Here is a 24,611-nt window from a genome sequence, read left to right as displayed (position 1 = left end):
TGCTCATTCGCCAACAATATCATTAACTGGTGAAAGTGGGAGGGACTTGCAAACATCAGGCTCCATTGACAAGATATGGATATGCAAAAGATCATATTTCCCTCAATGGAGCCGTCGAAACAATTCTGCCCCAATTCGACGTGTTGCGCAAGAGGGCAAATCGGGGCAGGTAACATCGTCATTCATGATCGCAAGCGAGAGCGTTACCGTTGTACTTGCTGTCGCAAGACGTTTAGTGCTCGCAGAGGAACCATGCTGGAGGGGCTGCGCAAGCCAACCGAGCTCATTGTGATCGTGGTGACGCTGCTGGCGTACGGCTGTCCAATTCAAGCTATTGTTCATGCCTTTCGTCTGGATGAACGCACTGTGGCAAGTTGGCGAGACCGAGCCGGAGCCCATTGCCAATTGGTACATCAAGATGTCATCGAAACCGGCCAGTTGGACTTGCAGCATGTGCAAGCAGATGAGATTCGGGTCAAAGGCTCTAAAATGGTGGCATGGATGGGGCTAGCGATGATGGTCAAGACCCGCCTGTGGCTGGCTGGGACCGTCTCACTCACCCGTGATCGAACCCTTGCTGATCGACTTCTCCAGCAGGCTCGACGCTGTGCAGAGCCCTTGAAAGCGCTGCTGGTCTTGACCGATGGCTGGGCGGCCTATCCAGGCAGTATCAAGCGAGCCTTCCGTGAAAAGGTCAAAGACAAACGAGGACGAGGGCGAGCTCGCTTGTGCGTGTGGCCGGAGCTGCACATTGGAACGGTCATCAAGCGAACGCAGAAGAAACGGGTGGTTGAGGTCACGCGCACGATGTCCTACGGGTCGCAAGAGGAAGCGGAGCGGCTCCTCCAGCAGTCGAAAGGCGGCAATGTGCTCAACACGGCGTTCATTGAACGCTTGAATGCCACGATGCGCCAGCGGCTGGCCGCCTTGACGCGCAAGTGCCGCCAGAGCGCTCGCCGTCTGCGTCCCTTAGAGACGGGAATGTACCTGCTGGGCACGACCTACAATTTGTGCTGGCCGCATCACGAACTCTCAAAAATCGGCGCATGAGGGCAGAGCCTGTACGCCTGCGATGGCGGCGGGGCTCACGGACCATATCTGGACGATGAGCGAACTTTTGCACTACAAAATCGCTCCCCCGCCATGGGTTGAGCCGAAGAGACGAGGGCGGCGAAAAAAACAGGCAAGTGAGCCGCTTTCCGTAGCCGAGCCTGCTCGCCTTCGGCCTCTCGTTCGGCTACGCAAGGGAGCGTTGTGCTCAGCCACCGGTTAGTGGGATTCTACCAGTTATCCTCCTAGTGCTTAAAATCTTGGTATTTTGTTTGCGGGTGTTGGTAATCTCTTGTGTAAGTTGGTGAGTGTGGCTGTACTAAAAGCTGTACTGACTTTATTTTGGTTAGTAAAGTCTATTCATCTCGATGAGTTTGCTTGATAGAGTATAAGTAGTACAAGTAGTATACAAAAACTACACTTTTGCAGTATTTCTTAGTAGCGTTTGTAGTAGCATCGTCAAACGATATACATGACAGGAGCAATCGAGGCTCAGGCACTAAGGAGAAAAAAGACATGCAACTTTCTACCATACGGAAAACCCTATGTCTGGTCATGCTCAGCGCGATCGTCGCCGTTGCCTTAGTCATGGGAACGACAGCTAACGCCTCCGCAACAAGCCTTACCCCCACGAAAGCACAAACTCATGTAACCTCTACACGGGGCGGCCCGGGTGGCTACGGCTATGGGCGTGGCTATGGCTATGGGCGTGGCTATGGCTACGGGCGTGGCTATGGCTACGGGCGTGGCTATGGCTACGGGCGTGGCTATGGCTACGGGCGTGGTCGCTAGCCAGAAGAGATCAGTTCTTAGGACCAGAACAGACAATTACACATGCAAAACCAATGCTGGCGTGACCCTGGAGGCCACGCCAGATGGTAAGCGAAGCGGTATAAGCGCACCGCTTCCAACAGCCCAGCTCCAGCCGTTTTCCCAAGGCGTGACTGGAATCGGCACCTGACAAAGCACATTCCTTAACCTGCCTAGGTCTTTAATGAGCAGTATACGTTGTCCGAGCCGTGGTTTTTCGATGCGAAGGAAAAGGTACAGATGAGTGAGATGGAGACAACTCCTGAGGAGTTCGCGCGACGAAAGATTTACTGCGGCGGTCGCGTTTTTTGCCAACAAGTGGGAGCTAGTAAATGCCCCGAAGAGTGAGCGGCTTTTGCCCAAAAGAGCAAGCTTTTGCCCTCAAAGGTGAGCACAGGTGGTACCCCATCCAGGCATGCCGCTCCTGATCTCGTCTCCTTCGTTGATCGTTTGTACATGGGCCGCTTTCCGTCAAACGATACCCTTTTCCGCTCCCGGAGAGATGTCTTGAAAGCAGGGAATAAAGATATCAGCGCAAGCTCACAAAACAACGGATGGGGGTCTCCACCGTCACTTTGCTTCTCTGACAGACAGACGTTGCCACAGGCGCTCTGTTGGTTTGTGAGCTTGGAGCCGAAGAGGTTACTTGCCTTCAGCTTGCAGAGAAATCTCTTCCCATGCTTTCCATTCCTGTAATCGCTCTGCATAGACCTTTGGCATCATCGTTGCGGCAAACGTTCCCAGCAGAAGACGAAGGGGAGGAGTCTCGCTCTCTACAACAGCGAAAAGAGCTTTGGCGGATGCTCGTGGATCACCCGCAGTCACACTTTCACTTGTCACTGGTCGCTGTTCTCGCTCTTGATGATAGGCAGGGAGTTCTCTGGCGTGGTGCATTGATCCTTTCGACCATTCTGTATCAAAGCCCCCCGGTTCAATGATGGTGACATGGATGCCGAACGGCCTGACTTCTTTACTCAGCGCCTCAGACATGCCTTCCAATGCCCATTTGCTCGCACAATATAAACTCGCTCCTGGAAACCCGACCTGCCCTCCCAAAGAAGCGACTTGGAGAATGTGTCCGTGCCCTTGTTTCCGGAGATGTGGAAGGGCTGCTTGCGTTATCCACAATGCTCCAAAGAAGTTGGTATCCATAATAGCCCGCGCTTCTTGCTCGCTAATCTCTTCTACAGCACCATCTAATCCATAGCCAGCATTGTTCACAATGACATCGAGGGCAGAGAAGTATTCAAAAGCAGCGTTCACAGCTTGAAAACAGTCCTGGGAACTCGTCACATCTAATTGGATGGGAAAAATCTGCTCACCATATTGCTCGACCAAATCCTCAATATCGCTGAGATTTCTTGCAGTGGCCGCGACGCGATCCCCCCGCAAAAGGGCCGCCTCCGCCCAGGCACGACCAAATCCTTTTGAAGTTCCGGTAATCAGCCATGTTTTGCTCATCTATGTTGTTCCTTTAATGTGGTTGCAACAGCCTCATATTGCTCTTGAAATCGTTGAGCCGCTTCCTGATCACCACGCTCTTTGGCCTCAAGACAAGCTACCTTCGCACTCAAATAGGCTCGTCTTGTGTTGAGCATTTCCAGTTCGTGATCAATGCGCTCGACATGTTTTTGAAAAAGGGACTTTTGAGCGGAGATTGTCTCATCCCCCTGGGACCAGAACGCTAATGCCAGACGCATCTCCTCAAGGCTGAGACCGCTTGCTCGCAAGCAGGCGAGACCATCAATAATCACGAGACTGCTTGCGGGATAGATGCGATGGCCACTTATCTCGCCCCGTGGAATGGGCGAGATAAGCCCAACCTTCTCATAATAGCGAAGAGTGGATTCTGGCAGACCAGTGGCAATTGCTATCTCATTGATAGTGAATGTTTCACTGCCAGTCGTTTTTAAGGTCTTCTTTTTCATAGGAACAGTATACAAAACTTAAAGTGCTTGAAGTCAAGAGTCATTGCTTTCCAAAAAAGGCAAACGGTAGTGCTTCATCGCATTCAGGAGGAGGCTCATTTACAAGTGATCAATGAAAGAGACGAGATCAGGAGCCGCATGCCTGGATGGGGTACCACCTGTGCTCACCCTTGAGGGCAAAAGCTTGCTCTTTTGGGCAAAAGCCGCTCACTCTTCGGGGCATTTACTACTTCTCTCTATTAGCTGAGCTGGAACGTGACTTGATCAGTATGAGGACCAGGGAAGCCCTGGCCGCCAAGAAGAGCCAGGGAACCACTCTTGGTAAGCCGAAGGGAACAATTCAGAAAAGCAAATTTGATGCCGATTTCCCACGGATCAAGGAACTGCTGAATCTTGGACTTTCCGTGCGCAAGATCGCCAAAATCCTCAACTATCCAAACCATCACTCGCTCAACACCTACATCAACAAACGCAGACTTCGCGAAAATGATACATCACAGAGCTAGTGGAAGAGGCAAATTCCTTAGCGTGCGTTTTCGGGCCCAACACAGATCGGTGATGACGCGGGTGTAATAACAATGAACCTGCCGTGAAGCCGTCTGACACAAGGGGCAGCGAGTCATTGGATTCGAGCTGGTAACCAGGACAACGAGTTGCTTGCCAGTGATTTCCATGGAGATCAGCTTCAAGCCAGAGCAGGGGGGTAATAAAAAATCCATATCACTCTCAATAACAAGGTTGTGCTGGTTTCTCTTCCCGATCAGGGAAATCTGCGCAATATCCACCTTGGTTTTGAAGAGCTTACCACCAACTTTGCGTCAGAACCCGTTTTCGTTCCATTAATGAAACGTCATGCGCCGCTGACGCGGCGCACCACTCCGCATGAAACGCGAATACCAGAGCTTTTTTAGGTTTTTCAGAATATACTGTTGCTAAATTGTTTCTTGGTGCTCAACCTGAGCATGGCATTCTGTTCGTTTCAGCCTGGCAAACGAATTTAGCAACAGTATCCATTAATACTCAGAGGCCATCATCGAGAAAGAGCGTGCGCAGGGTCTCGACCGGTTCCTCCGTCAATGCCGCTAAAAAACGTGAGAGCGCTGAACGGGAGGGCAACTGGTCCCGGTCAAACAAGGCCATGAACGGGGCGGCAAAAGGCTGGAGGCTCTCGTAGAACTCCTCCAAAGTCCGCTCTCCACTGATGGCATAGCCGAAGAGCACCGCAAGAAAGTCAATGACTTCATACCGTCCGAAGCGTCGCCGGGCAAAACGCACCTGCTCGCAGAGTTTGCTGAGCACTCCTTGCTTCTTGAGATGTGTGACCAGCAGCACGACTTCTCCAAACCAGGGAGGTGGACAGGGAGCCAACTCGGACGATGTGTGGATTTGAACAGAAGAATCGGCGATACTTGTCATGGCGGTCTCCTTGAAGGAAAAAGGGTACTTCTTTTCCTTCAAGGAGACCATTTTGGGACAGGCGTTCGCTATCCGCTAGCTATCCGCTAGCTCGTTGCGCAATCCGTGGGCAATACAGCCTTGACTCTGTGCAAGGGTGAGGGGGCCAAAGAAGAGAAAGCTTCTCCCTGGCCACAGGAGCACGACCCTCCTGGTCTCCAGCCTTTGCTTTGAGTTTGGGAGCAATGCTCTTGAAAACGTCTCTCCTCATGAGAAAGCCAGAGGCAGCTTCTTCGTGTATCGCAACCATGCCCATTCGTGGCGAGGGAGCGAGAGCAGCAGATGAGCTAAAGCTTCCCTGTTTCCTTTCCAGGAGAGGGCTTGACATTTCCCAATTAGGGGCATATACTCCTAACTATGGAAGAAGAAACACCGCAACTCGATAGAGCGGCCTTGCGAGCGTTCGCTGATGCCTGTGCGTGCTCGCACGTGCGCAAAGCCGCACGGGTTATCACCCAGGTCTACGATACGTTCTTACAGCCCAGCGGATTGCGGATGACGCAGTATACGGTCCTGGTGGTCATCGCGCTCTCTGAACCGGAAACGGTGATGCTTCTGGCTGAACAGTTAGCTATGGATCGCAGTGCGCTTGCCCGCGCCTTGAAACCGCTTGAGGAGCAGGGACTGGTCCTCGTTGAACCAGGCAGCGACCGGCGCACTCGCGTGGTACGGCTGACTGAACGGGGACAGCAGGTACTGACCGAGACGCACCCCTATTGGGTTCAGGCGCAAGAGCAGATGATGGCTCGGTTTGGGGCGCAACGCATGCAGAATCTTCTGGCTGAGCTGAAAAACGTCGAAACACTGGAGGAGTTGGCATAATTTTTTGTTCAAATAGGGGCATATGCCCCTATTTGAAAAGCAATGAGCATGTCTCTCACTGGAAGTATCCACGTTTCAAAGCTGAAAACAGGTGCGTGCGCCCTGCGGATCAGAGCACTCACGGATTCTTCTTCCTGAGCAACACTGGGAATCATCCAGCCAAGCGCTGGTGAATCGTTCCGTTTTTTCTTTTGTCAAAAGGGGCATATACCCCTATTTAGAGGCCCTGAGAGGGAGGAATCCTCTTCGTGGGGTCTAGGGCTGTCCCGTGTGTGGACGGCCAGACGAACAAGGAGAACAAGCATGTACGCACTGCAATTCTCGACTTTTGGTGAACCAGCCGAGGTGATGGAACTGGTCACCCTGCCTGATCCAGCGCCCCCAAAGGCTCATGAGGTGCTGATTGGCATGGAGTACGCCCCGCTGAATCCGGTCGATCTGTTGCGAGCCAGAGGGTGGTATGGGGTGCTCCCCGCGTTACCTGCCGGCGCGGGCAGCGAAGGAGTAGCGCGTGTCCTGGAGGTGGGAGAGGGCGTCCACCACCTGAACCTGGGAGATCGAGTGCTCGCACCCCATCCGAGCCCCGCCTTTCGCGAACGGCTCGTTGTCCCAGCAACAGATCTCTTCGCCTTGCCACTCCACGCTGATCCACAACAGTTGGCCATGGCCAGTATTAATCCCTCGACCGCCGCGCTGCTGCTGAGCGAATTCGTCTCGCTTTCCTCTGGGGAGTGGATCATCCAAAATGCTGGCAATTCGGGCGTGGGACGCGCGGTGATTGCCGTGGCCAGGGAGCGTGGTCTGCGTACTGTGAGCCTGGTGCGAAGGCCCGAACTGATCGAGGACCTGCGTGCGGCGGGAAGCAATGTGGTCCTGTTGGATGGAGCAGGGGTCGCTGCCCGAGTCGTCGAAGCGACTGGCCACGCGAATATCGCTCTGGGATTGGAGGGCGTCGGTGGAGAGGCGGCGCTCTCGGTGGCTGGGAGCGTCGCCCCTGGAGGAACGGTGGTGGTCTATTCCTCGATCACGGGTCAGCCCACGTTTGTGAGCCCGGTCGATACCGTCTTTCGCGATCTGACTGTTCGAGGTTTGTGGATTGATCACCCGGCGGTTCACCACTCCCCCCAGTTTCAGGAAGCCATCAAGACGGGTGTTCGGCTGATCGCCGAGAGGAAGCTGCAGGTGCCTGTCGCCGGAGCCTATGCTCTTTCCGAGTACAAACAAGCACTGGCCCATGGGCAACGCGGGGGCAAAGTGCTTTTCAAAATCGCCTGAGTGGTTCACGCTCGTGCGAAGCAGCGTGCGTGAACTTACAAAAAAGGAGCAATCACACATGACACAGACATTGACGGGAAAGGTGGCCCTGGTTACGGGGGGATCGCGGGGGATTGGGGCTGCCACGGCACGAGCGCTTGCCGAAGAAGGCGCCGATATTGCCGTGAGCTATAGAGATTCTGCCTCGGCGGCGAAAGCAGAGGGTATTACTCAGGAACTCCAGGAGAAAGGCGTGCGCGCCAGGGCTTTTCAAGCAGATCAGGCTGATCCAGTGCAGGTGACGGGATTGATTGAACAGGTCGTCGAGCGCTTCGGCCACCTGGATATTCTGGTCAATAACGCCGGGGTCCTGGTCATGGGGGAAGTGCATGATCCCGAGCGAGATGAAGCTCGCTTCGCTCGCTTGATGGCGGTCAACCTGGCAGGCGTGGCAACGGCGGTGCGGGCAGCGGCGCGGGTCATGGGGGAGGGAGGACGCATCATCTCGGTGGGCTCCTGGTTCGCCTCCCGGGTGGGAACCACGGGCCTGGCGGACTATAGTGCCACCAAGGCGGCCATCGCGGGGTATACCAGGGGCTGGGCGCGGGATCTGGGAGCCCGAGGGATTACGGTCAATGTGGTGCAGCCGGGTGCCATTGACACCGACATGAACCCGGCCCAGAGCCCGTTCTCAGCCAGTCTGCTGCCAACCATCGCCCTTGGCCGCTATGGCCGGCCCGACGAGATTGCTGCTGCCATCGTCTTTCTCGCTAGCCCTGCGGCATCATACATTACCGGTACAACGATCACAATCGACGGGGGACTGCTGGCGTAATCGAGGCGGCAAAGCGGAGAGAACCATGGAGATCGTGTTGGTAAATAGTGTGAAATGTGGGCAGCTTTTGAGGGTCCTGGTCGCGTTCGGTGGAAAACCTCAACAGATCTCGGGAGACAAAGAGGAAAAGCTCAAAAGAAGCCGATCCATCTCACATCATTGCTTTTTATCACTGCCGTTCCACCGAACGTGACCAAGACCCCCTTTTGAGGCGAAACGCGAGAAAATCGGCGTCAATCGTGGGAAGCGACGATTCATTGCCTGGGAAATCCGCTCCCCATGGAACTTCTTTTATTGACATCTTGTCCATTGGGGACATCACGCGCACCTGGCTGGAACTCGACAGTAAGAGTCGCCCTGGATGTTTCTCGCGTCTTCCTTGTTCGTCATACCCAGGCCCGTGAGAAAGAACGGAACGACGACCAACAACCCAAAGCCACCACTGACGCTCGCAAGAACGGTTTTCTCTAAGAGAAGAAGCTAAAGGCGCAGCATTCTCAGCAATGGTTCCTCACATTTCGAGGATGCTCTGCTGCTTGAGCGTTCTGCGAGGCTTCTTGAGCGTCTCTCGTGGTTGCTCATGCTCGTGTTCCTTCGAGCGAGACCTGGTACTGAAGTCCAGTCCAGCTGGCTTGTTTCTCACAGATATCACATCATTTCACGAGAAGTGCTTTCGATTCGAGCAGGAATGCATCTTCGTTCTCAGGGATGGGGGTACGTGAAAGGGAGAGGTACCACCCGTATGGACAATGAAAAGCAGACCAAGCGTCTCACTCCTGGGTCGAGTGAGACGCTCCTCCACATGCTAGAGACCCTTCCTGATGCTGTATTTGTCGTCGATGACGCTGATACCATTGTCTATGCCAATGCAAGCGCGCAGGACATCACCGGAGCACTGCCCGAGGAATGCCTTGGGAGCAGCTTCTGGCGCTGCGCTCCCCACCTGGTGAGCACCGCGCTCTGCCAGGCAGTCATGGAGGCCAGGCAAACCCAGGAACCGACCGAAGTGGAGTATCGTCCTCGCGTGACCCGGACCTGGCTGCACGTGCAGCTCGCTCCGACCGTTGGAGGGATCCTATTGCATTTCCACAAGGGGAGAGCACCTGCACCACGCCAGGAGATGTTTCCCCAGGGGGAGCGCCTCTGCATCGATGACCTGGATGGCTTGCATACCAGGATCGGGATCTTGACGCCAGAGGGGATCGTGCTGGACATCAATGCGGTCCCGTTAGAAGACGCGCACATCCGACGCGAGGAGGTGATTGGCAAACCGCTAACTGAGGCCCCCTGGTGGTCCTTTGCTCCTGCCAGTCAAGAGCAGCTCCGCGCCGCCATCGCACAAGCCAGCACGGGAGAAACGGTGCGTTTCGAGGCCCTGGTACACCCCAGGGAAGGGATGGACCTTCCCCTTGAGGCAACGATCACTCCCCATATGGACGTGAACAACCACATCGAGTACCTCGTCATCACCGGGATCGACCTCACCGAACGCAAGAGAGCTGAAGCAGACATCCATACGCTGATCGATGCCATCCCCCAGTTGGTCTGGACGGGGCGACCAGACGGCTACGTCGACTCGTATAATCGACGCTGGCGCGATTATACGGGCCTGAGCACCGAAGAGGCCCAGGGGGATGGATGGATGCAGTGTACGCATCCGGAGGACCGGCAACGCGTCCTGGGGGTGTGGCAGCGCGCCGTCCAGAACGGCGAGCCCTATGAAACGGAACAGCGCCTGCGCCATGGCACGACCGGGGAGTATCGCTGGTTCCTGATGCAAGCCACACCCTACACTGATGCGCGGGGGACGGTCCTCAAATATGTTGGTACCTGCACCGATATTCATGACAAAAAGCAGATCGAAGACGAGATCCGTGTCCTGGTTGATGCCATCCCCCAATTTGTCTGGATGCTGGGTCCCGATGGCTCGAGTGAATACGGCAACCAACGCTGGTGTGACTATACCGACATGACCTTTGAACAATACCAGGGGAACGGCTGGCTCCAGGCCATCCACCCCGACGATTATCAGCATACGCTCACGCTCTGGCGTCATGCGCTTGAAACAGGTGAATCCTTCGAGTGCGAATATCGAGTCAGGAATGGCCGAACGGGGGGCTATCGCTGGTTCTTAGCTCGTGCCATGCCCGTGCGCGATGACGCAGGCCAGATCGTGAAGTGGTTTGGCACCTGCACCGACATCGAGGAGCAGAAACGAGCCGAAGAGAGCATCAAAACCAGTGAGGAGAACTGGCGGGTGCTGGCTGAAACAGTCCCACAGTTGGTGTGGACGACCTCGCCAGATGGCTCGGTGGAGTACTGGAATCAACGGTGGTATGACTATAGTGGTTCCTCCCCCGAACACACATTGGGCCATGGATGGAGCCAGTTTTTACACCCGGACGATCTTGAGCACACCTTAACAGTCTGGCATCATGCGCTTGCCTCGGGTGAAGCCTATGAGATCGAATATCGTCTCAGGGATGACCAAACGGGAGCCTATCGCTGGTTCTTAGCCCGCGGCACGCCGGTGCGCGATGAAGCAGGTCAGATCGTCAAATGGTTTGGCACCTGCACCGATATTCATGACAAAAAGCAGGCCGAAGCTGAACTGCGTGTCCTGATCGATGCTATCCCCCAATTCGTCTGGATCGCAGGACCTGATGGGTCGATCACCTACAACAATCAACGCTTGATCGACTTTCTGGCAATGACCCACGAACAGGCCGAAGGAGCTGGCTGGATGGCGGGTGTGCATCCTGATGACCGACAACGAGTATGGAAGGCGTGGCAGACCTCCATCGAGACAGGGGTGCCCTATGAAGTGGAGCATCGCCTGCAAGACGGTATCAATGGAGCCTATCGCTGGTTTCTGGTCCGAGGCGTGCCGCAGCGTAATGCCCAGGGCACGATCCTGCATTGGGTTGGCACCTGCACCGACATCGAGGAGCAGAAACAGGCTGAAGAGAGGATCAAAGAAAGCCGGGAGAACCTGCGTGTGCTGGCCGAAACGGTGCCCCAACTGGTGTGGACAGCGCGACCCGACGGCTTGCACGAGTATGTGAACCAGCGCTGGCGTGACTACACCGGGTTGACGCTTGAACAGATACAAAGCGACAGATGGTCTCATCTCCAGTTCATCCATCCCGATGATCGTGAAAGCAATCGAGCGAACTTCCAGCATGCCCTGGACACAGGAGACATGTATGAGCACGAAGAGCGTCTCAGAAACGGTCAGACCGGGGAGTATCGCTGGTTCTTAACTCGCGGGGCGCCGGTCCGTGATGAAGCAGGCCAGATCGTCAAGTGGTTTGGTACGTGCACCGACATCGAGGAGCGGAAACGGACTGAGGAAGCCCTACGAGAGAGCCAGGAACGCGTCAACATCCTGATGAACTCCCGTATTATCGGGATCTTCTTCGGCGAAGGAGAGCAGATTGTGGATGCCAATGACACCTATCTGCGCATGACCGGCTATACCCGCGAAGACCTCCGCGCGGGGCACATCAACTGGATGCGCATGACGCCTCCAGAGTACCTGGCTCGCACGCAGCAAGCACGCCAGGAACTCGTTGTTCAACAATATGGAACCCCCTATGAGAAAGAATATGTCTGTAAAGATGGCAGTCGCCTTCCCGTGATTGTGGGAGTCGTGGCCTTACGACGCGCCCCGCTGCTCCGCACAATCGGCTTTGTGCTGGATAACTCCGCGCGCAAGGAACTCGAACAACGCAAGGACGACTTTATCAGTATGGCCAGCCATGAACTGAGGAACCCGCTCACGGCCTTGAAACTGCAGACCACCTTGCTGCACCGGCAACTGGCCAAGCAAGGCATTCCGGCTTCTGCTCCGGCACTTTCCAGCATGGAGACCCAGATCAACAAACTTATCCGGCTGGTGGAAGACTTGCTAGACGTCTCCAAAATCCAGGCTGGCAAACTGGGGTATCGGCAGGAGATAGTCGATCTCGACGCCTTGCTCCATGAGGTGGCCGACACGATGCAACAGATCAAGGCGACGCATACCATTGTGGTACGTGGCGCAACTTCCTGCTCCCTGGTGGGAGATAAAGACCGGCTGGGACAGGTCTTCACCAACCTGCTCAGTAATGCTATCAAGTATTCTCCTCATGCCCAGACTATCGAGATGGATCTCTCCACCTCCGAAGATGCGGTCACGATCCGTGTGCAGGATCACGGCCTGGGCATCCCGCGCGAAAAGCGCGACAAGATTTTTGACCGGTTCTATCGGGTCGTTGATCCCAGGCAGAAGGCGATCCCCGGCCTGGGCATGGGATTGTACATTGTCGCGGAGATTGTGAAACACTATGGGGGGACCATCACCGTCGAAAGCGAACGGGGAAAAGGATCGACCTTTCAGGTGATGCTTCCCCGGAAAAGAACATGAGGAACGTACATGAAGACTTTCCAACAACAGGTATGCAGCGAGGTTGTCATTGCCAAGAGTATTCTCATTGTCGAAGATGATCCCATTCTTGGGAACCTTCTGCTGGAAACGTTCCAGGAGGAGACGACCTATCAAGGCTATCTTGCTTCAAGTGGCGAGAGAGCGCTGATGATGCTTTCAACCATCACGCCTGCGTTGTTTCTGCTCGATTACCAACTCCCTGGGATGAAGGGGTCTGTGGTGCAATGGAACAGAAAAGTGGTTTAAGCTCTGAATTGGCTTCCAGAGCGGGTTAACAGGAAGCACAAAAAAGAGTTGCATCGCTGATTTCGTTGCATCTATGCTCTTTATGCATTCATTGCAGCTTCTATGAGGCTATCTCACGCCGGAATCGGCCTTAAACCACTTTTCTGGTCCATTGCGCCATAGACCCCATCTTTAGCCCGTCCCCTACATCGAGGAGCGCATAGACCGGCTCATGACGCGGCTTGCAGCCGTTCAGTAGTTGCCAGCGCACCAGAGACGCGGGCCTGCTCTCTTCCCCTCGCACGCAAGACTGAGGGAGAGGAGGGCAGGCCCATCTTTTTCGTGTGAGAGGCGAGGGCGCTTAGAGGGAGACGCCGAACTCTTTACGCACCCCAGGGACAGCGAGCATATAAATGATCGTCAATACAGGCAAAAACACGCTTGTGACGAACTTGAGCGCATTGTGAGGTATTGTCAACTTGGAACATAGCTGAACAACGTGCTAGAATAGCCTCATGAAAACGAATACAACGCTTCCGAGCTACAAGGGGTTTCGCTTTCCACCCGAAATCGTTAGCCACGCGGTTTGGCTTTATTTTCGCTTCTCGCTCAGTTTTCGCGATGTTGAAGAGCTGCTGGCACAGCGGGGAATTGTGGTAAGTTATGAAACCGTTCGCCAGTGGTGCCTGAAATTTGGGCAAACATATGCCAACGAGTTGAAACGTCGTCGCCCTCGGTGTGGTGACAAATGGCATCTGGATGAAGTCTTTCTGAAGATCAATGGGAAGACCCATTACCTGTGGCGAGCAGTGGATCAAGACGGCAGCGTGCTTGATATTCTGGTGCAGAGTCGACGGAACACACATGCAGCCAAACGCTTCTTCCGGAAGCTTCTCAAAGGACTCCAATACGCGCCACGCGTGGTTATCACTGATAAACTGAAGAGCTATGGAGCAGTCAAACGCGAGCTTCTGCCAGGCGTAGAGCACCGGCAGCACAAAGGGCTAAACAATCGAGCCGAGAATTCACACCAACCTACACGACTGCGAGAGAAGAAAATGCGACGCTTCAAATCCGCCAAACACGCCCAACGCTTTCTCTCGGCTTTCGGCCTCATCTCTGGCCATTTTCAACCGCGAAGACATCGTCTGAGTGCTGGGGAATACCGTTCCATTTTACAGACCCGCTTCCAGACTTGGAATGAGGTCACTGCAACAAAAACTGCGGCATAGTACTGCAGTATCCACTCCTCTTCTTCTGCTTCTTCGCTTTCCCTCGCCCTTCTTTTTTACAAACTCTTCCATTCTCTCGATAAGTTGACAATATCTGCTCCCAATCGACGGTTTCCGCTGCCACCGTTGGAGGAAAGGTTTTGTAATCGCGAGCCTGGAAATAATTGGTGGATGGCTGGCTCTGGAGCGTGATGTCCTGCAGCCACTTGACGCTTCTGGCCCCGACATAGTCTGGCACGAGAATGCGCAAGGGAAAGCCATGTTCACGAGGCAGGGGAGCGCCGTTCATTTCGTGGACCAGCAAGACTTCGGGCGTCAGCACCTTTTCCAGGCGAGTTGAACTGCAAAAATGCCCCAAGTCGCCTGCGACCTGAGCTTGGTCGCGCCCACGAAAGGCTACATAGCGGGCCTCTTCCTCGACTCCCGCCGTGTCCTCTAGGATGCTGATCCAATCAGCACCCCAGAGGATTTCTCCCGGCAGAGGGTGAATGGCCACCAGTTCGTTGCGCCGGCTGCCAGCACAGATAAGTGTCGCGACAAGCTGGCGCTGGGGAAATTGGGTGAGTAGCTCCTCCATCGAGAGCTCCAGGGGATGCTGGACCATTCCCTTCACGACGAGACGATAGGTGTCTCGGCCCACCAGAGGGATCGTGCCGTGTCCACGGATAAAAAACCAGTCGGACGGTGTCAAAAATATCTGCGTCAGATATGCAAGTGACGTTCCGGCATTCAACGGGTCTTCTTGATAGACCGTTAACACTGAAGCGGTCTTCATTTTGCATCTTTTTCTCCTTTCACGACGCGGTACACCAGGGAGCAACCCCTGATCTCTCCCTGCAAGGGCAGGGCTGGCCTGAGAAGAGGGTTTCACCATGCTTCTCGCTTGGGAGGATCAGCTGGTTTTGTGAGACACGTTTGTCCCGTTTTTTCGCTAAAATGCTCCCCACCCGACTCCATGCAAGATCATCTCGATGGCGCTGACGAGCAACACCAACAAGAAGATCAGCCGAAGCAGTTTGTTGCTGATGCTCGCGAGCAGGCGTGCTCCGACCAGCGCGCCAACGAGAATGCCCAGCGCGACCGGAGCCGCGATCAGCGGGGGAATATCCCCACGCGAGAAATAGATGCCCGCACTGGCCGCCGCCGTGACCCCAATCATAAAATTGGAGGTCGTCGTACTGACCTTGATCGGCAACCGCATCAAGGAGTCCAGCGCGATGACCTTAAAGGTTCCGCTGCCAATGCCCAGGAGCCCTGAGATCAGGCCAGCAACGTACATCATAGCCAGTCCCCAGGGAGTGCGCGTTACCTGATACGCCATATCCTTCCCCAGTTTGTGGTCAGGGTAGATACTGGAAAGGTGCAACCAGGTTGCCAGGTGATCGTTTTTCACCCCCTGAGGAGTGTCTTCGCCGATTTCGACCACCAACGGCGCGGCAGAAAGCAAGAGAATGACTCCAAAGATGATGTTCAGCAAATTGGGAGCTAGCACACCGGCGAGAAACGCCCCACTGATCGCTCCGATCGTGGTGGCAATCTCCAGAAACATCCCAATGCGCAGATTGGTGAGGCGATCGCGTACATAGGCTGCTGCCGCGCCGCTGGAGGTCGCGATGACCGAGATGATGCTCGCGCCAATGGCAAACGTGACGGGCAGTTTAAAGATCAGGATGAGCAGCGGCACGATTAGCACGCCACCGCCGAGACCCACCAGCGAGCCGAGTAAACCCGCGGCGATCGACGCCAGGAAAATCAGCACGGGAGCCAGTGCGGAAAACTGTATCCCTCCAGTCAGCGCGGCGTGTTGCCCGGAACTCCAGGTGCCCACACCAAAGATACTGAACAGCAAAATAGCCAGCACTAGACAGGTAATGAACACATAGGTGTGATCACGTTCTACCGCAAACATCACGATCGAGACCGCTACGCGTAAAACAGGTGTGGCAATCAACAACAGTAAGCCCAGTGTGATGATCCCCTGGGGATGCCATTGAGCCAGGCTGGCTACCAGTGCAGACCCGGTGAACGGAAAGACCAGTAAACGCTCTGGAGAAAGCCCCCCTGGTCGAGTGGGAAGCAGAATAATCCCAACCAGCATCACCGCAGCGCTGATCAACACGCCGCCTTGCAGAACCCCGCCAATTAGAGCAGTCGCCCAGGCATATGGGTAAGGTACTGGCTCTTGCTGGTGTTCAGATGGGTCTGAGCCCTGCTGATCCCCACCAGAAACCTGATGAGCCGAGAAAAAGGAACGCAGGTGTCGTATCACTCGAACCTCCCCAAAAACCTTCCGATTCTTCCATTTTTGATCAGGGGATCTTCTTGAGACACGTTTGTGTATGACTCGGATGATCCTGTTCTTCTTCAAGAGAGATTATTACCGCACATAATGACAATTTATGATTTGCATTGAATCATAGCCTGTTGGAATAATACAAGAGCAAGCTGTAAATTTTTGCACATATGGCTGCCTCCTTCTCTTTTCAGTGTGAGCGTGTAAACAACCTGTAGTACATTGCAGATAAAGCGCGAGATGTGTGACCTCCTGCCCACCAGAATTACCAATGAAGGCGTACAATCATTCGCTTCTAGAGCCATATTTCCACACTGCAATGGTTAAGCTGCTCAACATTTGGCTCTGCCCATGGGATGTGAAACGAGCTTACAGTAAGCAGGCGATATTGTTTGAGTCGGCTTTACAAGCTACTTCGGTCTTATACTTGCTTGCTGGAGAGGTGCGTGGAAATTACGCTTTATCGCCAAAGCGCGATGGCGACAAAGGGCGGTCCAAGCCACTTTATTTTGTTTATACGTACATCTCGTTGCGCATCCCGTGGGCAGAACCACATGGTAGATCAGTTACCATTTCTGCCTGTCGTTTCGCCTGGCGCTCGCGTTCATAAACCTCCAGGCGCTCTTGCCGCTCACGTTCCTCCTGTAATTGTGCCTCGCGTTCGCAGCGTCGACGTTCCCATTCCTCATGTTCGCGTCGTTGGCGTTCCTCTTTATTCTTCTTGAAACATTGGATGCACATTTTCATCCGCCCATCAGCCCCGTTTTTTTGTGCGATAAAATTCAATGAGGTTTTTCTCTTTGCTGCACTGCGCACATGCCTTCTTGCCTTGTGGCTCCTTAACTTGCTCCATGCCCTTCTCCCGTATTTTCACCGTCCAGGTCGGGATGAGAGGAGGGGCTGCTGACGGGGAGACGTTACCAGTTTGCTGGCTCCCATTCTCTCTCAATCCATAAGGTACACAAACAGATCGTAGGATTTGGCTGCAGGATTATGGTAAATCTCGTGACCAGAGAAGCGAAAAACCTGAAAACCATTTCACTGTAATATTCTATCCCTCGCTCTATCGTTCGAGAATAAAGCTCTACATGAGTAAGGCGGAAACCCTTGAATGACAAAGCCAGGAAGAGAAAAGGGACGTGGAAGCAAAATCGTTACCTCCCACCAGCAGAATGGTTTATGCGTTTCATGGCTCGATGGGTCTGGCAGATGATTCGCGTAAATCAGGTGGCACGTCTCTTGCTCTCATCAACTATTCTTCTTGTTGGAGCACTCGCAGATTACAGGGATGGCCATAGAGAGGAAGATCAAGGCCATGCGAAGAGCCTTCTAGCGTTTTGTCGTATTCCTGCGCCGATGGGGAGAGCTCAAGGATGAGGACGTTCCTGCTTACAGACGATGTCGAGGATCTGTACGTTCCCGAAGGAGACAAGAGGAGGATGTGATGGAAAGAAGGCGATCAATAGACGTCCTTGGAACTCGCGGGCAGCGACGAGCTGAAGCGCGTCTACGTGCAGCCGAGCAGTGTGATGAACCTTCACGAGCAACGACTATGGACAGGCTGAGAGGCAGCGTGCCTCTCTTTCACTGGATGGTGTTCGGTTTAGGGGTGTTACTCCTTGCCACCGCTCTCATCATTGGCATCACCCTTAGCAACACGACACCCTCTTCGAATGCTGAGGAAATGTCGTTCTTCGCCAAGAATAATGCGGCAATGGCCAAAATGATGGTAGGGATGAAGATCAAACCATCTGGTGACGTGGATAGAGACTTCGTCGCCATGATGGTGCCGCATCATCAGGGCGCCATCGACATGGCAAAAGCCGAACTGAGCTATGGGCATAACGAGAAACTCCGCGCCATTGCTCAGGAAATCATCGTCACTCAGCAAGAGGATATTGCTACGATGCGGCTCGCACTCGTTGATATTCCTACATCTTCCTCCCAGTTCACCAGCCAGGATGAGGGGCCGTTCTTCGCCAAGAACAATGCGGCAATGGCCAAAATGATGGTAGGGATGAAGATCAAACCATCCGGTGACGTGGATAGAGATTTCGTCGCCATGATGGTGCCGCATCATCAGGGCGCCATCGATATGGCAAAAGCCGAGCTGATGTATGGGCATGATGAGCCTCTTCGCGGCCTTGCTCAGGAAATCATCGCTACCCAGCAGCAGGAGATCGTCGCGATGCAACTCGGCGAGCGTGGGTGACCTCCTTCGTCTGAGTCGTTGTCCCATGAGCTATCTTTGATCAGCATATAACGGCTATCTTCGTATTGTACATTTATGCGGTATCTGTAACAAATAGGAGTATCCGCATGAAACGCAGCTTTTTTAGTATTGTGCTGATTACCATGACCCTGGTTATGGCATCGCTTATTCCCACGGCCTCTGTCTCTCCCCCAATCGCCTGGGCGGGGCAGGTTCCGTTTGGGACACCAACCTCTCCAGATATAGCCCTCAGCCACCGAGACCGCGTCTATACTGCGGACCAATGGTCAAACACCGTCACCGTCACCGATCCGGTCGACAACAAGCTCCTGGGTGCCATTAATCTGGGAGCCCCAACCCCAGCCAATCTCAACCCACTGTATACAGGGCAGTTGCTCGTGCATGGCATGGGCTTCTCACCCGATCATCGCACCCTCCTGGTCGTTTCGATCGCCTCGAATTCCGTTGCCTTCATCGACACGGCAACTAATACCGTGAAACACGTCACCTATGTCGGACGCTCGCCTCATGAAGCGTTCTACACGCCAGATGGGAAGGAGGCCTGGGTGACCGTCCGTGGCGAGAACTACGTCTCCGTTCTTGATGGCGCCACGTATCAGGAGAAGACCCGCATCACCGTGGCGAATGGACCGGGCATGACGATTTTTTCCCCCGATGACAAATACGGCTATGTCTGCTCCTCCTTCACTCCTGAGACCGACGTGATCACGGTCACCGATCACAAGGTTATCAAGCGGATCCCCCAGGCAAGCCCGTTCTGCCCAAATATTGCGGCGACGCCGGACGGTAAACAGGTCTGGTACACATTGAAGGACACGGGTAGGGTGCAGGTGTTCGATGGCCAGCCACCTTTCTCGATGTTGAAAACACTTGACACGGGACCGATTACCAACCATGTCAATATCGTCCACAATGCCCACGGCACGTTTGCCTATATCACCATCGGTGGGCTCAACGAGGTCAAGGTATTCCGCACCGACAACTTCGCTCAAGTTGCGACCATTCCGGTCGGCGCGTTGCCGCATGGGATCTGGCCGTCCGGCGATGGAACACGGGTCTATGTCGGGCTTGAAAACGGAGATAACCTGGTTGCCATTAATACGCTGACCAACCAGGTGGTAGGGAAAAGCCCAATTGGGCAAGGGTGTCAGGCGATCACGTACGTGCCCAATGCCGTGCCGAGCGGCACTGGTACGCAGGGCCTCACTTCGCTTGGCATCGCTAAACAAGCCACGCATCTCTCGCTCGTGCCACTAAAGAATGGCAAGCCGGCAAAACTGGCAGCCGGGCAGCAAGCCCCTACCAGTGCCTCGCTGTTTGATCAAGGGCAGGTGCAGGTACTGCAAGCAGCCGTGACCGGGCTCGCCCCTAAGCAATCCTATGTGCTTGCGCTCTCCTCAGATCCGAATGGCAACGGCACGCTGGAGCCGCTGGAGGTCTTCACGACGAACGCGGCAGGCGCCGCTATTGTCAACACCGTCGGTCCGATCCGACAAGTCGTGCAGGGGCAGAACAACATGCCACGCCGCTACCTTGTGATCTATCCTGGGACCGCTACGCAGCACGCAACGCCCGTGCAGGTCCAGGCGCAATGAGGAAGAAATGGTGCCATGATAGGGTCACAAGATTACGGCGGGCAAAACATACGCTAAGCCCGCCGTAATCTTGTGACCCCTCAAAGGGGTGTAGATCTCGTTGTTATTTACGCTCTTCTCTGCTGATACCCCAGATGTGAAGCGGTTGGCTCAAGTAGTTTTGTACCAGTGCTCACATTGGGGTAGTGACTCCCTTATATATCACTTCTCAATAGAGTCACTACCAATTTTCCGTATGTCGGGGCAAATGTGCCTGTTTCAAGGCAAAAATGGTCCGGGTTCCGAGGCATTTACCACTATCCTTGACAATCTGATTTCCGCTCATGTATACTCTATTTGTAAGTTAACTAACTCATTTTTGCAGAGGAGATCAAGGGTATGCCAGGAGAGGAGAAACGCCAGCGCCTGATCGAGGCCGCCACGCAGGTGATGTACCAGCAAGGCACCCATCGCACGACGCTGGCGGATGTCGCCCAGGCGTCAGGGGTTCCCCTTGGCAACGTCTACTACTACTTTAAGACCAAGGATGCCCTGGTCGAGGCTGTCATCAAAGCGCATTTACAGGAGATCCGCGCTAATCTGCATGCTCTTGAGGCCCTGCCAGACCCCTGGCAACGGCTCAAAGCTCTGGCGTGTATCGGACGCTCCTCCCGTGACCAATTGATGAGCTATGGTTGTCCTTACGCCACGCTCTGCCTGGAACTGGAGAAAGAGGAGACGCCCCTGGCTCAGTCCTCCTCTGAACTCTTTGCTCTCCAGGTGGACTGGGCCGAGAAGCAGTTCCGCCAGCTTGACTTCGGCGACGAGGCACGCGACCTGGCCGTAGACCTGCTCGCGAACATGCAGGGGATCTATCTCCTGTTCCAGAGCCTGCGCTCGCTAGAAATGTTCGAGCGCAAACTCACCCGCCTCGAAAAGTGGCTTGACGATCTCGCCGCCTCTCACCAGGCAGCACTTCCATAAGCACCCATTGGGAGCACACAGAGTGATCCTCTTCCACGCATAAATTAAGTTAGTTAACTAACAAAAAGTTGTTCATTGGTAAAAAGAAAGGGAAGAAAACGATGTCTATAGACCAGAACGCAACGCTTGAGCAGCAAATTAATGAGTTCAATGCCCAGCTCGCGACTCAGGCTCCTCTCCAGGTCGTTGACCAGTTTAGCCAGCATATCAACACGCTCATTGAGTCTGGCGTAGAAAAGAACGCGTTGCAGGTGGGTGAGAAAGCTCCTTCTTTCATGCTGCCCGATGCTCTGGGACGCCAGGTCTCGCTCGCGGGGCTTCTCCAGCAGGGATCGGTCGTCGTCACGTTCTATCGTGGTGAGTGGTGCCCCTACTGCAATCTGCAGCTCCATGCCTATCAGCAGGTTCTGCCCCAGATCAAGGAGCTGGGCGCGAGTCTCATCGCTATCTCGCCTCAGACACCTGATCACTCACTCTCTATGAGCGAGAAGCATGAGCTGGCCTTTCCGGTCCTGAGCGACCAGGGCAACAAGGTCGCTCGTCAGTTTGGCCTAGTTTTCTCGATTGAGGAGCAAACACGCACCCTCCTCAAGAGCCTTGGCTCCGACATACCCGCCTTCAACGGTGACGAGTCCTGGGAGCTACCTGTACCCGGCACCTTCATCATCTCCCAGGATGGCACCATCCGCCTGACCTACGCCGATGCGGACTACACCCACCGCCTGGAGCCATCCGCGCTCCTCGATAGCCTGCGCACCATGAGCAAGTAAAGGTCTCTCGGGTGTAAATTACAAAATTCGGTGTCGCATTTTCTCACCCGTTCTGGCTCTGGGACATATTCGGTGTGCCTACTGACTTGGCTTTGTGGTATAATAGCGTCAGTTCCAATCATTTAAGTCATCTGGAGGCGCTTCCATCGATCTTTCCCCTGTTTTTGCATTTCCTTCAACGGTACATCTTGAGACTATCGAGATCCAGAATCAGATAATCATCGTCCATCTTCATGCAACCTCGTCAAGAGCTCTTTGCCCACGATGTGGGACGCCTGGCTCTCGAGTCCATAGCCACTATCAGCGCACCATTGCCGATGTTGCCTTTGGCGGCCGATGCCTTGTGCTCAAGTTACGAGTGCGCAAGTGGATCTGTCACGAGGCATCCTGTCCCCAACACATCTTTGCCGAGCGCTTCCCAGAGTTGGTCCAGCGCTATGCACGAATGACGGATCGGCTCGTCAAGGCGCTTCAGGCACTAGGAGTGACCACCAATGGGGCCGATGCAGCGCGGATCGCCTCGTCCCTTGGCATGCCCACCACTGCCAAAACCATCATCCGTCGCGTCTTGCAGCTTCCCTTGCCCAGTGAAGGCGAGGTAGCGAAGGTGGGAATAGACGAGTGGGCATGGAAAAAAGGCCAGCGCTATGGGACCATTCTCGTGGACCTGGAAAAGCGGCGGATCGTGCAGTTGTTAGCAGAGCGTTCCGCCGAAACGAGTAAAGCATGGTTGTGCACGCATCCCGAAATTGATTTGGTCTCACGTGATCGTGGCAAAATCTTCCGAGAAGCTGCCACTGAGGGCGCGCCTCAGGCCAAACAGGTGGTCGATCGCTTTCACTTGCAAAAGAATTTTGCCGAAGCCCTGGAGAAGTTCTTTCGCACGCAAGAACGTGCACTCAAAAAGGCAACACAAGGGAGCACAGGCAAAACGCGTCTAGCTACGAGGACGGCAGTCCCTGAAAAAGTCGCACAAGAGCGGCAGGAGCGTCATCGCCAACAAGTCAAACTTCATAAGCGGATCTGGAAACTGTATCGGCAAGGCTACCACAAAGGGCAGATTGCCCAGCTCGTTGGCGTCAGTTCAAGCAAAGTCTACCGTACCCTCGAACAGGAGACACCTCCGCCTCCGCGACGACGATCTCGCTCTTCTTCCATCGTTGATCCCTACCTTTCCTACCTCACTTTGCGATGGAACCAGGGGTGCCACAACGTGGCCAAGCTGTACGAGGAAATTGTCACTCAAGGATATACTGGGACGCAGCGCACGCTTCAGAGGCGGCTTCGTCCTTTTCGTCAGAACGTCGCACGCCCCGTCTCTAAGCAGACAATCATCTGGGACAAGCCTCCTTCGTCCAGAGGCGTTGCGCTCATGATGGTGAGGCCAGCACAAAACCGCACGAGAGAGCAAGCGGCCTATCTGGATCAGCTCATCCAGAGCAATGAGACCATCGCTCTCGTGTTCAAGCTTGCGCAGGACTTTGGCTACCTCCTACGAAAACACGAGGGACGAACACATCTGGAACAATGGAAAGCCGCTGTCCAAGCCAGTGGGATCGCGGAACTGATCGCTTTTGTTGATGGACTAGCCGATGATGCGGAGGCGGTTACCAACGGATGCAGCCTGACCTGGAGCAACGGAGTGGTCGAAGGCTTTGTCAATAAAGTAAAATGGATCAAGCGTAGTTCCTATGGACAAGCCGGATTTGCGCTCCTGCAACGCCGTGTTCTGCTCCACCCAGCAGCAGGGGAATCATTGGGTAAAGAGCAGCGTAGACGCTCCTCGCAGGTGGCGGTTCCTGCCACTCTTGAGACACATGGCACTGGGTCCACACCGGCAGCCATCGCAGCTGCATAGTCGGTGCTTGACGGATGGGCGATTCGCTGGTCATCCCTCGTGGTGATACGCTACAATGAAGACGTGAAGGAGGAAGATATGGCCAAACGGAGTACATCACAACAAGTTCCCAAAGAGATGCAGAAGTGCTTCGAGGAGATCACCCTGCTCACGGATACCTTCAGCCAGACCTACTTAAATGACGAGTATCTCCAACTCTGTCGTGAACTGACAGCGACCCTGTGCCGGAAACGTCCTTCACCATTGGCACGAGGCAAGGCTCCTACGTGGGCTTGTGGGATCATTCATGCGCTGGGCATGGTCAACTTTCTCTTTGATTCCTCCCAGACTCCCCACATTACAGCAAGCCAGATCTGGGAGTATTTCGATCTCAGTTCGAGCACGATGCAGGCGAAATCCAAACAAATCCGTGACCTGCTGGGCATGTATCCCATGAACCCAGATTGGTCGATCCCCTCCATGGTTGACAAGAACCCTTTGATCTGGATGCTTGAGGTGAATGGACTCATCATCGATGTGCGCCAGGCCCCCAGGGAAATCCAGGAGGCAGCATTCCGTAAAGGGTTGATCCCCTACATCCCCGATGCCTGATCAGTAGCTTCCCAAAGTCAGGTAGGCACACCGAATATGTCCCAGAGCCCCCGTTCTCTGTCGTACATGGCCCGTTTCCAAATGGAAGGATGAGAACATACTACATGGAGTGGTATCACAAATACGACACCGAATTTTGTAATTTACACTCGGGTCACAATGGAGCGGGAAACAACGAGAAGTCACTCAAGACTCTCGCAAGAGCGATTTTTTCTCAAACGCTGGCTGGAGGCGCAGGCAGAAGCATAGTGGTAATTGCGCTGAATGA

21 protein-coding genes and 2 pseudogenes are annotated in these 24,611 nt (G+C 54.4%); 16 read left to right on the top strand and 7 right to left on the bottom strand.

Annotated features, from left to right (window positions below; translation table 11 throughout):
* Nucleotides 1-81: 81 nt before the first annotated feature.
* Both JMJ16_RS15410 and JMJ16_RS15405 read left to right on the top strand, forming a co-directional pair.
* Complete coding sequence (locus tag JMJ16_RS15410) at nt 82-1,050, top strand: hypothetical protein (protein ID WP_236601519.1); 969 nt, start codon at nt 82-84, stop codon at nt 1,048-1,050.
* Between the two features lie 516 nt (nt 1,051-1,566).
* Nucleotides 1,567-1,842 carry a hypothetical protein gene (locus JMJ16_RS15405; protein ID WP_201382589.1) on the top strand — a complete coding sequence of 92 codons (276 nt, stop codon included), beginning with the start codon at nt 1,567-1,569 and terminating at the stop codon, nt 1,840-1,842.
* A 660-nt stretch (nt 1,843-2,502) separates the two neighbouring features.
* Here JMJ16_RS15405 and JMJ16_RS15400 read toward each other — a convergent pair.
* Entirely contained in the window at nt 2,503-3,321 is an 819-nt protein-coding gene (locus JMJ16_RS15400; RefSeq protein ID WP_201382588.1) for an SDR family NAD(P)-dependent oxidoreductase, read from the bottom strand.
* Complete coding sequence (locus JMJ16_RS15395) at nt 3,318-3,788, bottom strand: MerR family transcriptional regulator (protein ID WP_201382587.1); 471 nt, start codon at nt 3,786-3,788, stop codon at nt 3,318-3,320. The genes JMJ16_RS15400 and JMJ16_RS15395 overlap by 4 nt, the downstream gene beginning before the upstream one ends.
* 260 nt (nt 3,789-4,048) lie before the next feature.
* Between JMJ16_RS15395 and JMJ16_RS15390 the strand changes: the two genes are divergently transcribed.
* Complete coding sequence (locus JMJ16_RS15390; protein WP_305068090.1) at nt 4,049-4,294, top strand: hypothetical protein; 246 nt, start codon at nt 4,049-4,051, stop codon at nt 4,292-4,294.
* A gap of 514 nt (nt 4,295-4,808) precedes the next feature.
* On the opposite strand, the gene JMJ16_RS15385 is transcribed toward JMJ16_RS15390, so the two are convergent.
* Complete coding sequence (locus JMJ16_RS15385; protein ID WP_236601518.1) at nt 4,809-5,204, bottom strand: hypothetical protein; 396 nt, start codon at nt 5,202-5,204, stop codon at nt 4,809-4,811.
* A 396-nt stretch (nt 5,205-5,600) separates the two neighbouring features.
* On the opposite strand from JMJ16_RS15385, the gene JMJ16_RS15380 reads away from it, so the two are divergent.
* The 7 genes from JMJ16_RS15380 (at nt 5,601) to JMJ16_RS15350 (ending at nt 14,040) form a co-directional block, all read left to right on the top strand.
* Nucleotides 5,601-6,065, top strand: coding sequence for a MarR family winged helix-turn-helix transcriptional regulator (locus tag JMJ16_RS15380; protein ID WP_201382586.1), 465 nt, complete (start codon nt 5,601-5,603; stop codon nt 6,063-6,065).
* 303 nt (nt 6,066-6,368) lie between these two features.
* Nucleotides 6,369-7,340 carry a zinc-dependent alcohol dehydrogenase family protein gene (locus JMJ16_RS15375; protein ID WP_201382585.1) on the top strand — a complete coding sequence of 324 codons (972 nt, stop codon included), beginning with the start codon at nt 6,369-6,371 and terminating at the stop codon, nt 7,338-7,340.
* 58 nt (nt 7,341-7,398) lie between these two features.
* A complete protein-coding gene (locus tag JMJ16_RS15370; protein ID WP_236601517.1) occupies nt 7,399-8,154 on the top strand; it encodes an SDR family NAD(P)-dependent oxidoreductase in 756 nt (251 codons plus the stop codon).
* Between the two features lie 294 nt (nt 8,155-8,448).
* Entirely contained in the window at nt 8,449-8,625 is a 177-nt protein-coding gene (locus tag JMJ16_RS15365; RefSeq protein WP_201382581.1) for a hypothetical protein, read from the top strand.
* 271 nt (nt 8,626-8,896) lie between these two features.
* Complete coding sequence (locus JMJ16_RS15360) at nt 8,897-12,562, top strand: PAS domain S-box protein (protein WP_201382579.1); 3,666 nt, start codon at nt 8,897-8,899, stop codon at nt 12,560-12,562.
* 9 nt (nt 12,563-12,571) lie between these two features.
* Entirely contained in the window at nt 12,572-12,829 is a 258-nt protein-coding gene (locus tag JMJ16_RS15355; protein WP_236601516.1) for a response regulator, read from the top strand.
* Nucleotides 12,830-13,323: 494 nt separating this feature from the next.
* Nucleotides 13,324-14,040, top strand: coding sequence for an IS6 family transposase (locus tag JMJ16_RS15350; protein WP_201382576.1), 717 nt, complete (start codon nt 13,324-13,326; stop codon nt 14,038-14,040).
* Here JMJ16_RS15350 and JMJ16_RS15345 read toward each other — a convergent pair.
* The 4 genes and pseudogenes from JMJ16_RS15345 to JMJ16_RS15335 all read right to left on the bottom strand — a co-directional run bounded on the left by JMJ16_RS15345 (nt 14,015) and on the right by JMJ16_RS15335 (nt 17,119).
* Entirely contained in the window at nt 14,015-14,815 is an 801-nt protein-coding gene (locus JMJ16_RS15345; RefSeq protein ID WP_201382574.1) for a molybdopterin-dependent oxidoreductase, read from the bottom strand. The two genes, JMJ16_RS15350 and JMJ16_RS15345, sit on opposite strands and share 26 nt — an antisense overlap.
* A 156-nt stretch (nt 14,816-14,971) precedes the next feature.
* On the bottom strand, nt 14,972-15,808 hold the full coding sequence (locus tag JMJ16_RS57105) for a sulfite exporter TauE/SafE family protein (protein WP_374226815.1): 837 nt from the start codon (nt 15,806-15,808) through the stop codon (nt 14,972-14,974).
* 75 nt (nt 15,809-15,883) lie between these two features.
* Nucleotides 15,884-16,309 (bottom strand): annotated as a pseudogene (locus JMJ16_RS57100) (DUF1634 domain-containing protein); the annotation flags it as partial.
* Between the two features lie 537 nt (nt 16,310-16,846).
* Nucleotides 16,847-17,119: a hypothetical protein gene (locus JMJ16_RS15335; RefSeq protein WP_201382571.1), complete on the bottom strand. Its 273-nt coding sequence runs from the start codon at nt 17,117-17,119 to the stop codon at nt 16,847-16,849.
* Nucleotides 17,120-17,777: 658 nt separating this feature from the next.
* Between JMJ16_RS15335 and JMJ16_RS15330 the strand changes: the two are divergent.
* The 6 genes and pseudogenes from JMJ16_RS15330 to JMJ16_RS15305 form a co-directional block, all read left to right on the top strand.
* Nucleotides 17,778-18,530: pseudogene (locus tag JMJ16_RS15330) on the top strand (DUF305 domain-containing protein); the annotation flags it as partial.
* Nucleotides 18,531-18,652: 122 nt separating this feature from the next.
* Nucleotides 18,653-20,161: a YncE family protein gene (locus tag JMJ16_RS15325; RefSeq protein WP_201382567.1), complete on the top strand. Its 1,509-nt coding sequence runs from the start codon at nt 18,653-18,655 to the stop codon at nt 20,159-20,161.
* Between the two features lie 378 nt (nt 20,162-20,539).
* Complete coding sequence (locus JMJ16_RS15320) at nt 20,540-21,124, top strand: TetR/AcrR family transcriptional regulator (protein WP_201382565.1); 585 nt, start codon at nt 20,540-20,542, stop codon at nt 21,122-21,124.
* Between the two features lie 101 nt (nt 21,125-21,225).
* Nucleotides 21,226-21,894: a peroxiredoxin-like family protein gene (locus JMJ16_RS15315; protein WP_201382563.1), complete on the top strand. Its 669-nt coding sequence runs from the start codon at nt 21,226-21,228 to the stop codon at nt 21,892-21,894.
* A 145-nt stretch (nt 21,895-22,039) separates the two neighbouring features.
* Entirely contained in the window at nt 22,040-23,752 is a 1,713-nt protein-coding gene (locus JMJ16_RS15310) for an ISL3 family transposase (RefSeq protein WP_236601524.1), read from the top strand.
* A gap of 78 nt (nt 23,753-23,830) precedes the next feature.
* Entirely contained in the window at nt 23,831-24,343 is a 513-nt protein-coding gene (locus JMJ16_RS15305; protein ID WP_201377662.1) for a DUF6398 domain-containing protein, read from the top strand.
* Nucleotides 24,344-24,611: the final 268 nt, after the last annotated feature.

This window comes from Ktedonobacter sp. SOSP1-52, assembly GCF_016587395.1.
This window is presented reverse-complemented; position numbering and strand designations above follow the sequence as displayed.

Coding starts and splice junctions, on each gene's coding strand:
- JMJ16_RS15405 (WP_201382589.1), top strand. CDS start 1,567: ATGCAACTTTCTACCATACGGAAAACCCTATGTCTGGTCATGCTCAGC.
- JMJ16_RS15360 (WP_201382579.1), top strand. CDS start 8,897: ATGGACAATGAAAAGCAGACCAAGCGTCTCACTCCTGGGTCGAGTGAG.
- JMJ16_RS15320 (WP_201382565.1), top strand. CDS start 20,540: ATGCCAGGAGAGGAGAAACGCCAGCGCCTGATCGAGGCCGCCACGCAG.
- JMJ16_RS15370 (WP_236601517.1), top strand. CDS start 7,399: ATGACACAGACATTGACGGGAAAGGTGGCCCTGGTTACGGGGGGATCG.
- JMJ16_RS15410 (WP_236601519.1), top strand. CDS start 82: ATGCAAAAGATCATATTTCCCTCAATGGAGCCGTCGAAACAATTCTGC.
- JMJ16_RS15380 (WP_201382586.1), top strand. CDS start 5,601: ATGGAAGAAGAAACACCGCAACTCGATAGAGCGGCCTTGCGAGCGTTC.
- JMJ16_RS15385 (WP_236601518.1), bottom strand. CDS start 5,204: ATGACAAGTATCGCCGATTCTTCTGTTCAAATCCACACATCGTCCGAG.
- JMJ16_RS15305 (WP_201377662.1), top strand. CDS start 23,831: ATGGCCAAACGGAGTACATCACAACAAGTTCCCAAAGAGATGCAGAAG.
- JMJ16_RS15375 (WP_201382585.1), top strand. CDS start 6,369: ATGTACGCACTGCAATTCTCGACTTTTGGTGAACCAGCCGAGGTGATG.
- JMJ16_RS15325 (WP_201382567.1), top strand. CDS start 18,653: ATGAAACGCAGCTTTTTTAGTATTGTGCTGATTACCATGACCCTGGTT.
- JMJ16_RS15355 (WP_236601516.1), top strand. CDS start 12,572: ATGAAGACTTTCCAACAACAGGTATGCAGCGAGGTTGTCATTGCCAAG.
- JMJ16_RS15315 (WP_201382563.1), top strand. CDS start 21,226: ATGTCTATAGACCAGAACGCAACGCTTGAGCAGCAAATTAATGAGTTC.
- JMJ16_RS15345 (WP_201382574.1), bottom strand. CDS start 14,815: ATGAAGACCGCTTCAGTGTTAACGGTCTATCAAGAAGACCCGTTGAAT.
- JMJ16_RS15400 (WP_201382588.1), bottom strand. CDS start 3,321: ATGAGCAAAACATGGCTGATTACCGGAACTTCAAAAGGATTTGGTCGT.
- JMJ16_RS15350 (WP_201382576.1), top strand. CDS start 13,324: ATGAAAACGAATACAACGCTTCCGAGCTACAAGGGGTTTCGCTTTCCA.
- JMJ16_RS15395 (WP_201382587.1), bottom strand. CDS start 3,788: ATGAAAAAGAAGACCTTAAAAACGACTGGCAGTGAAACATTCACTATC.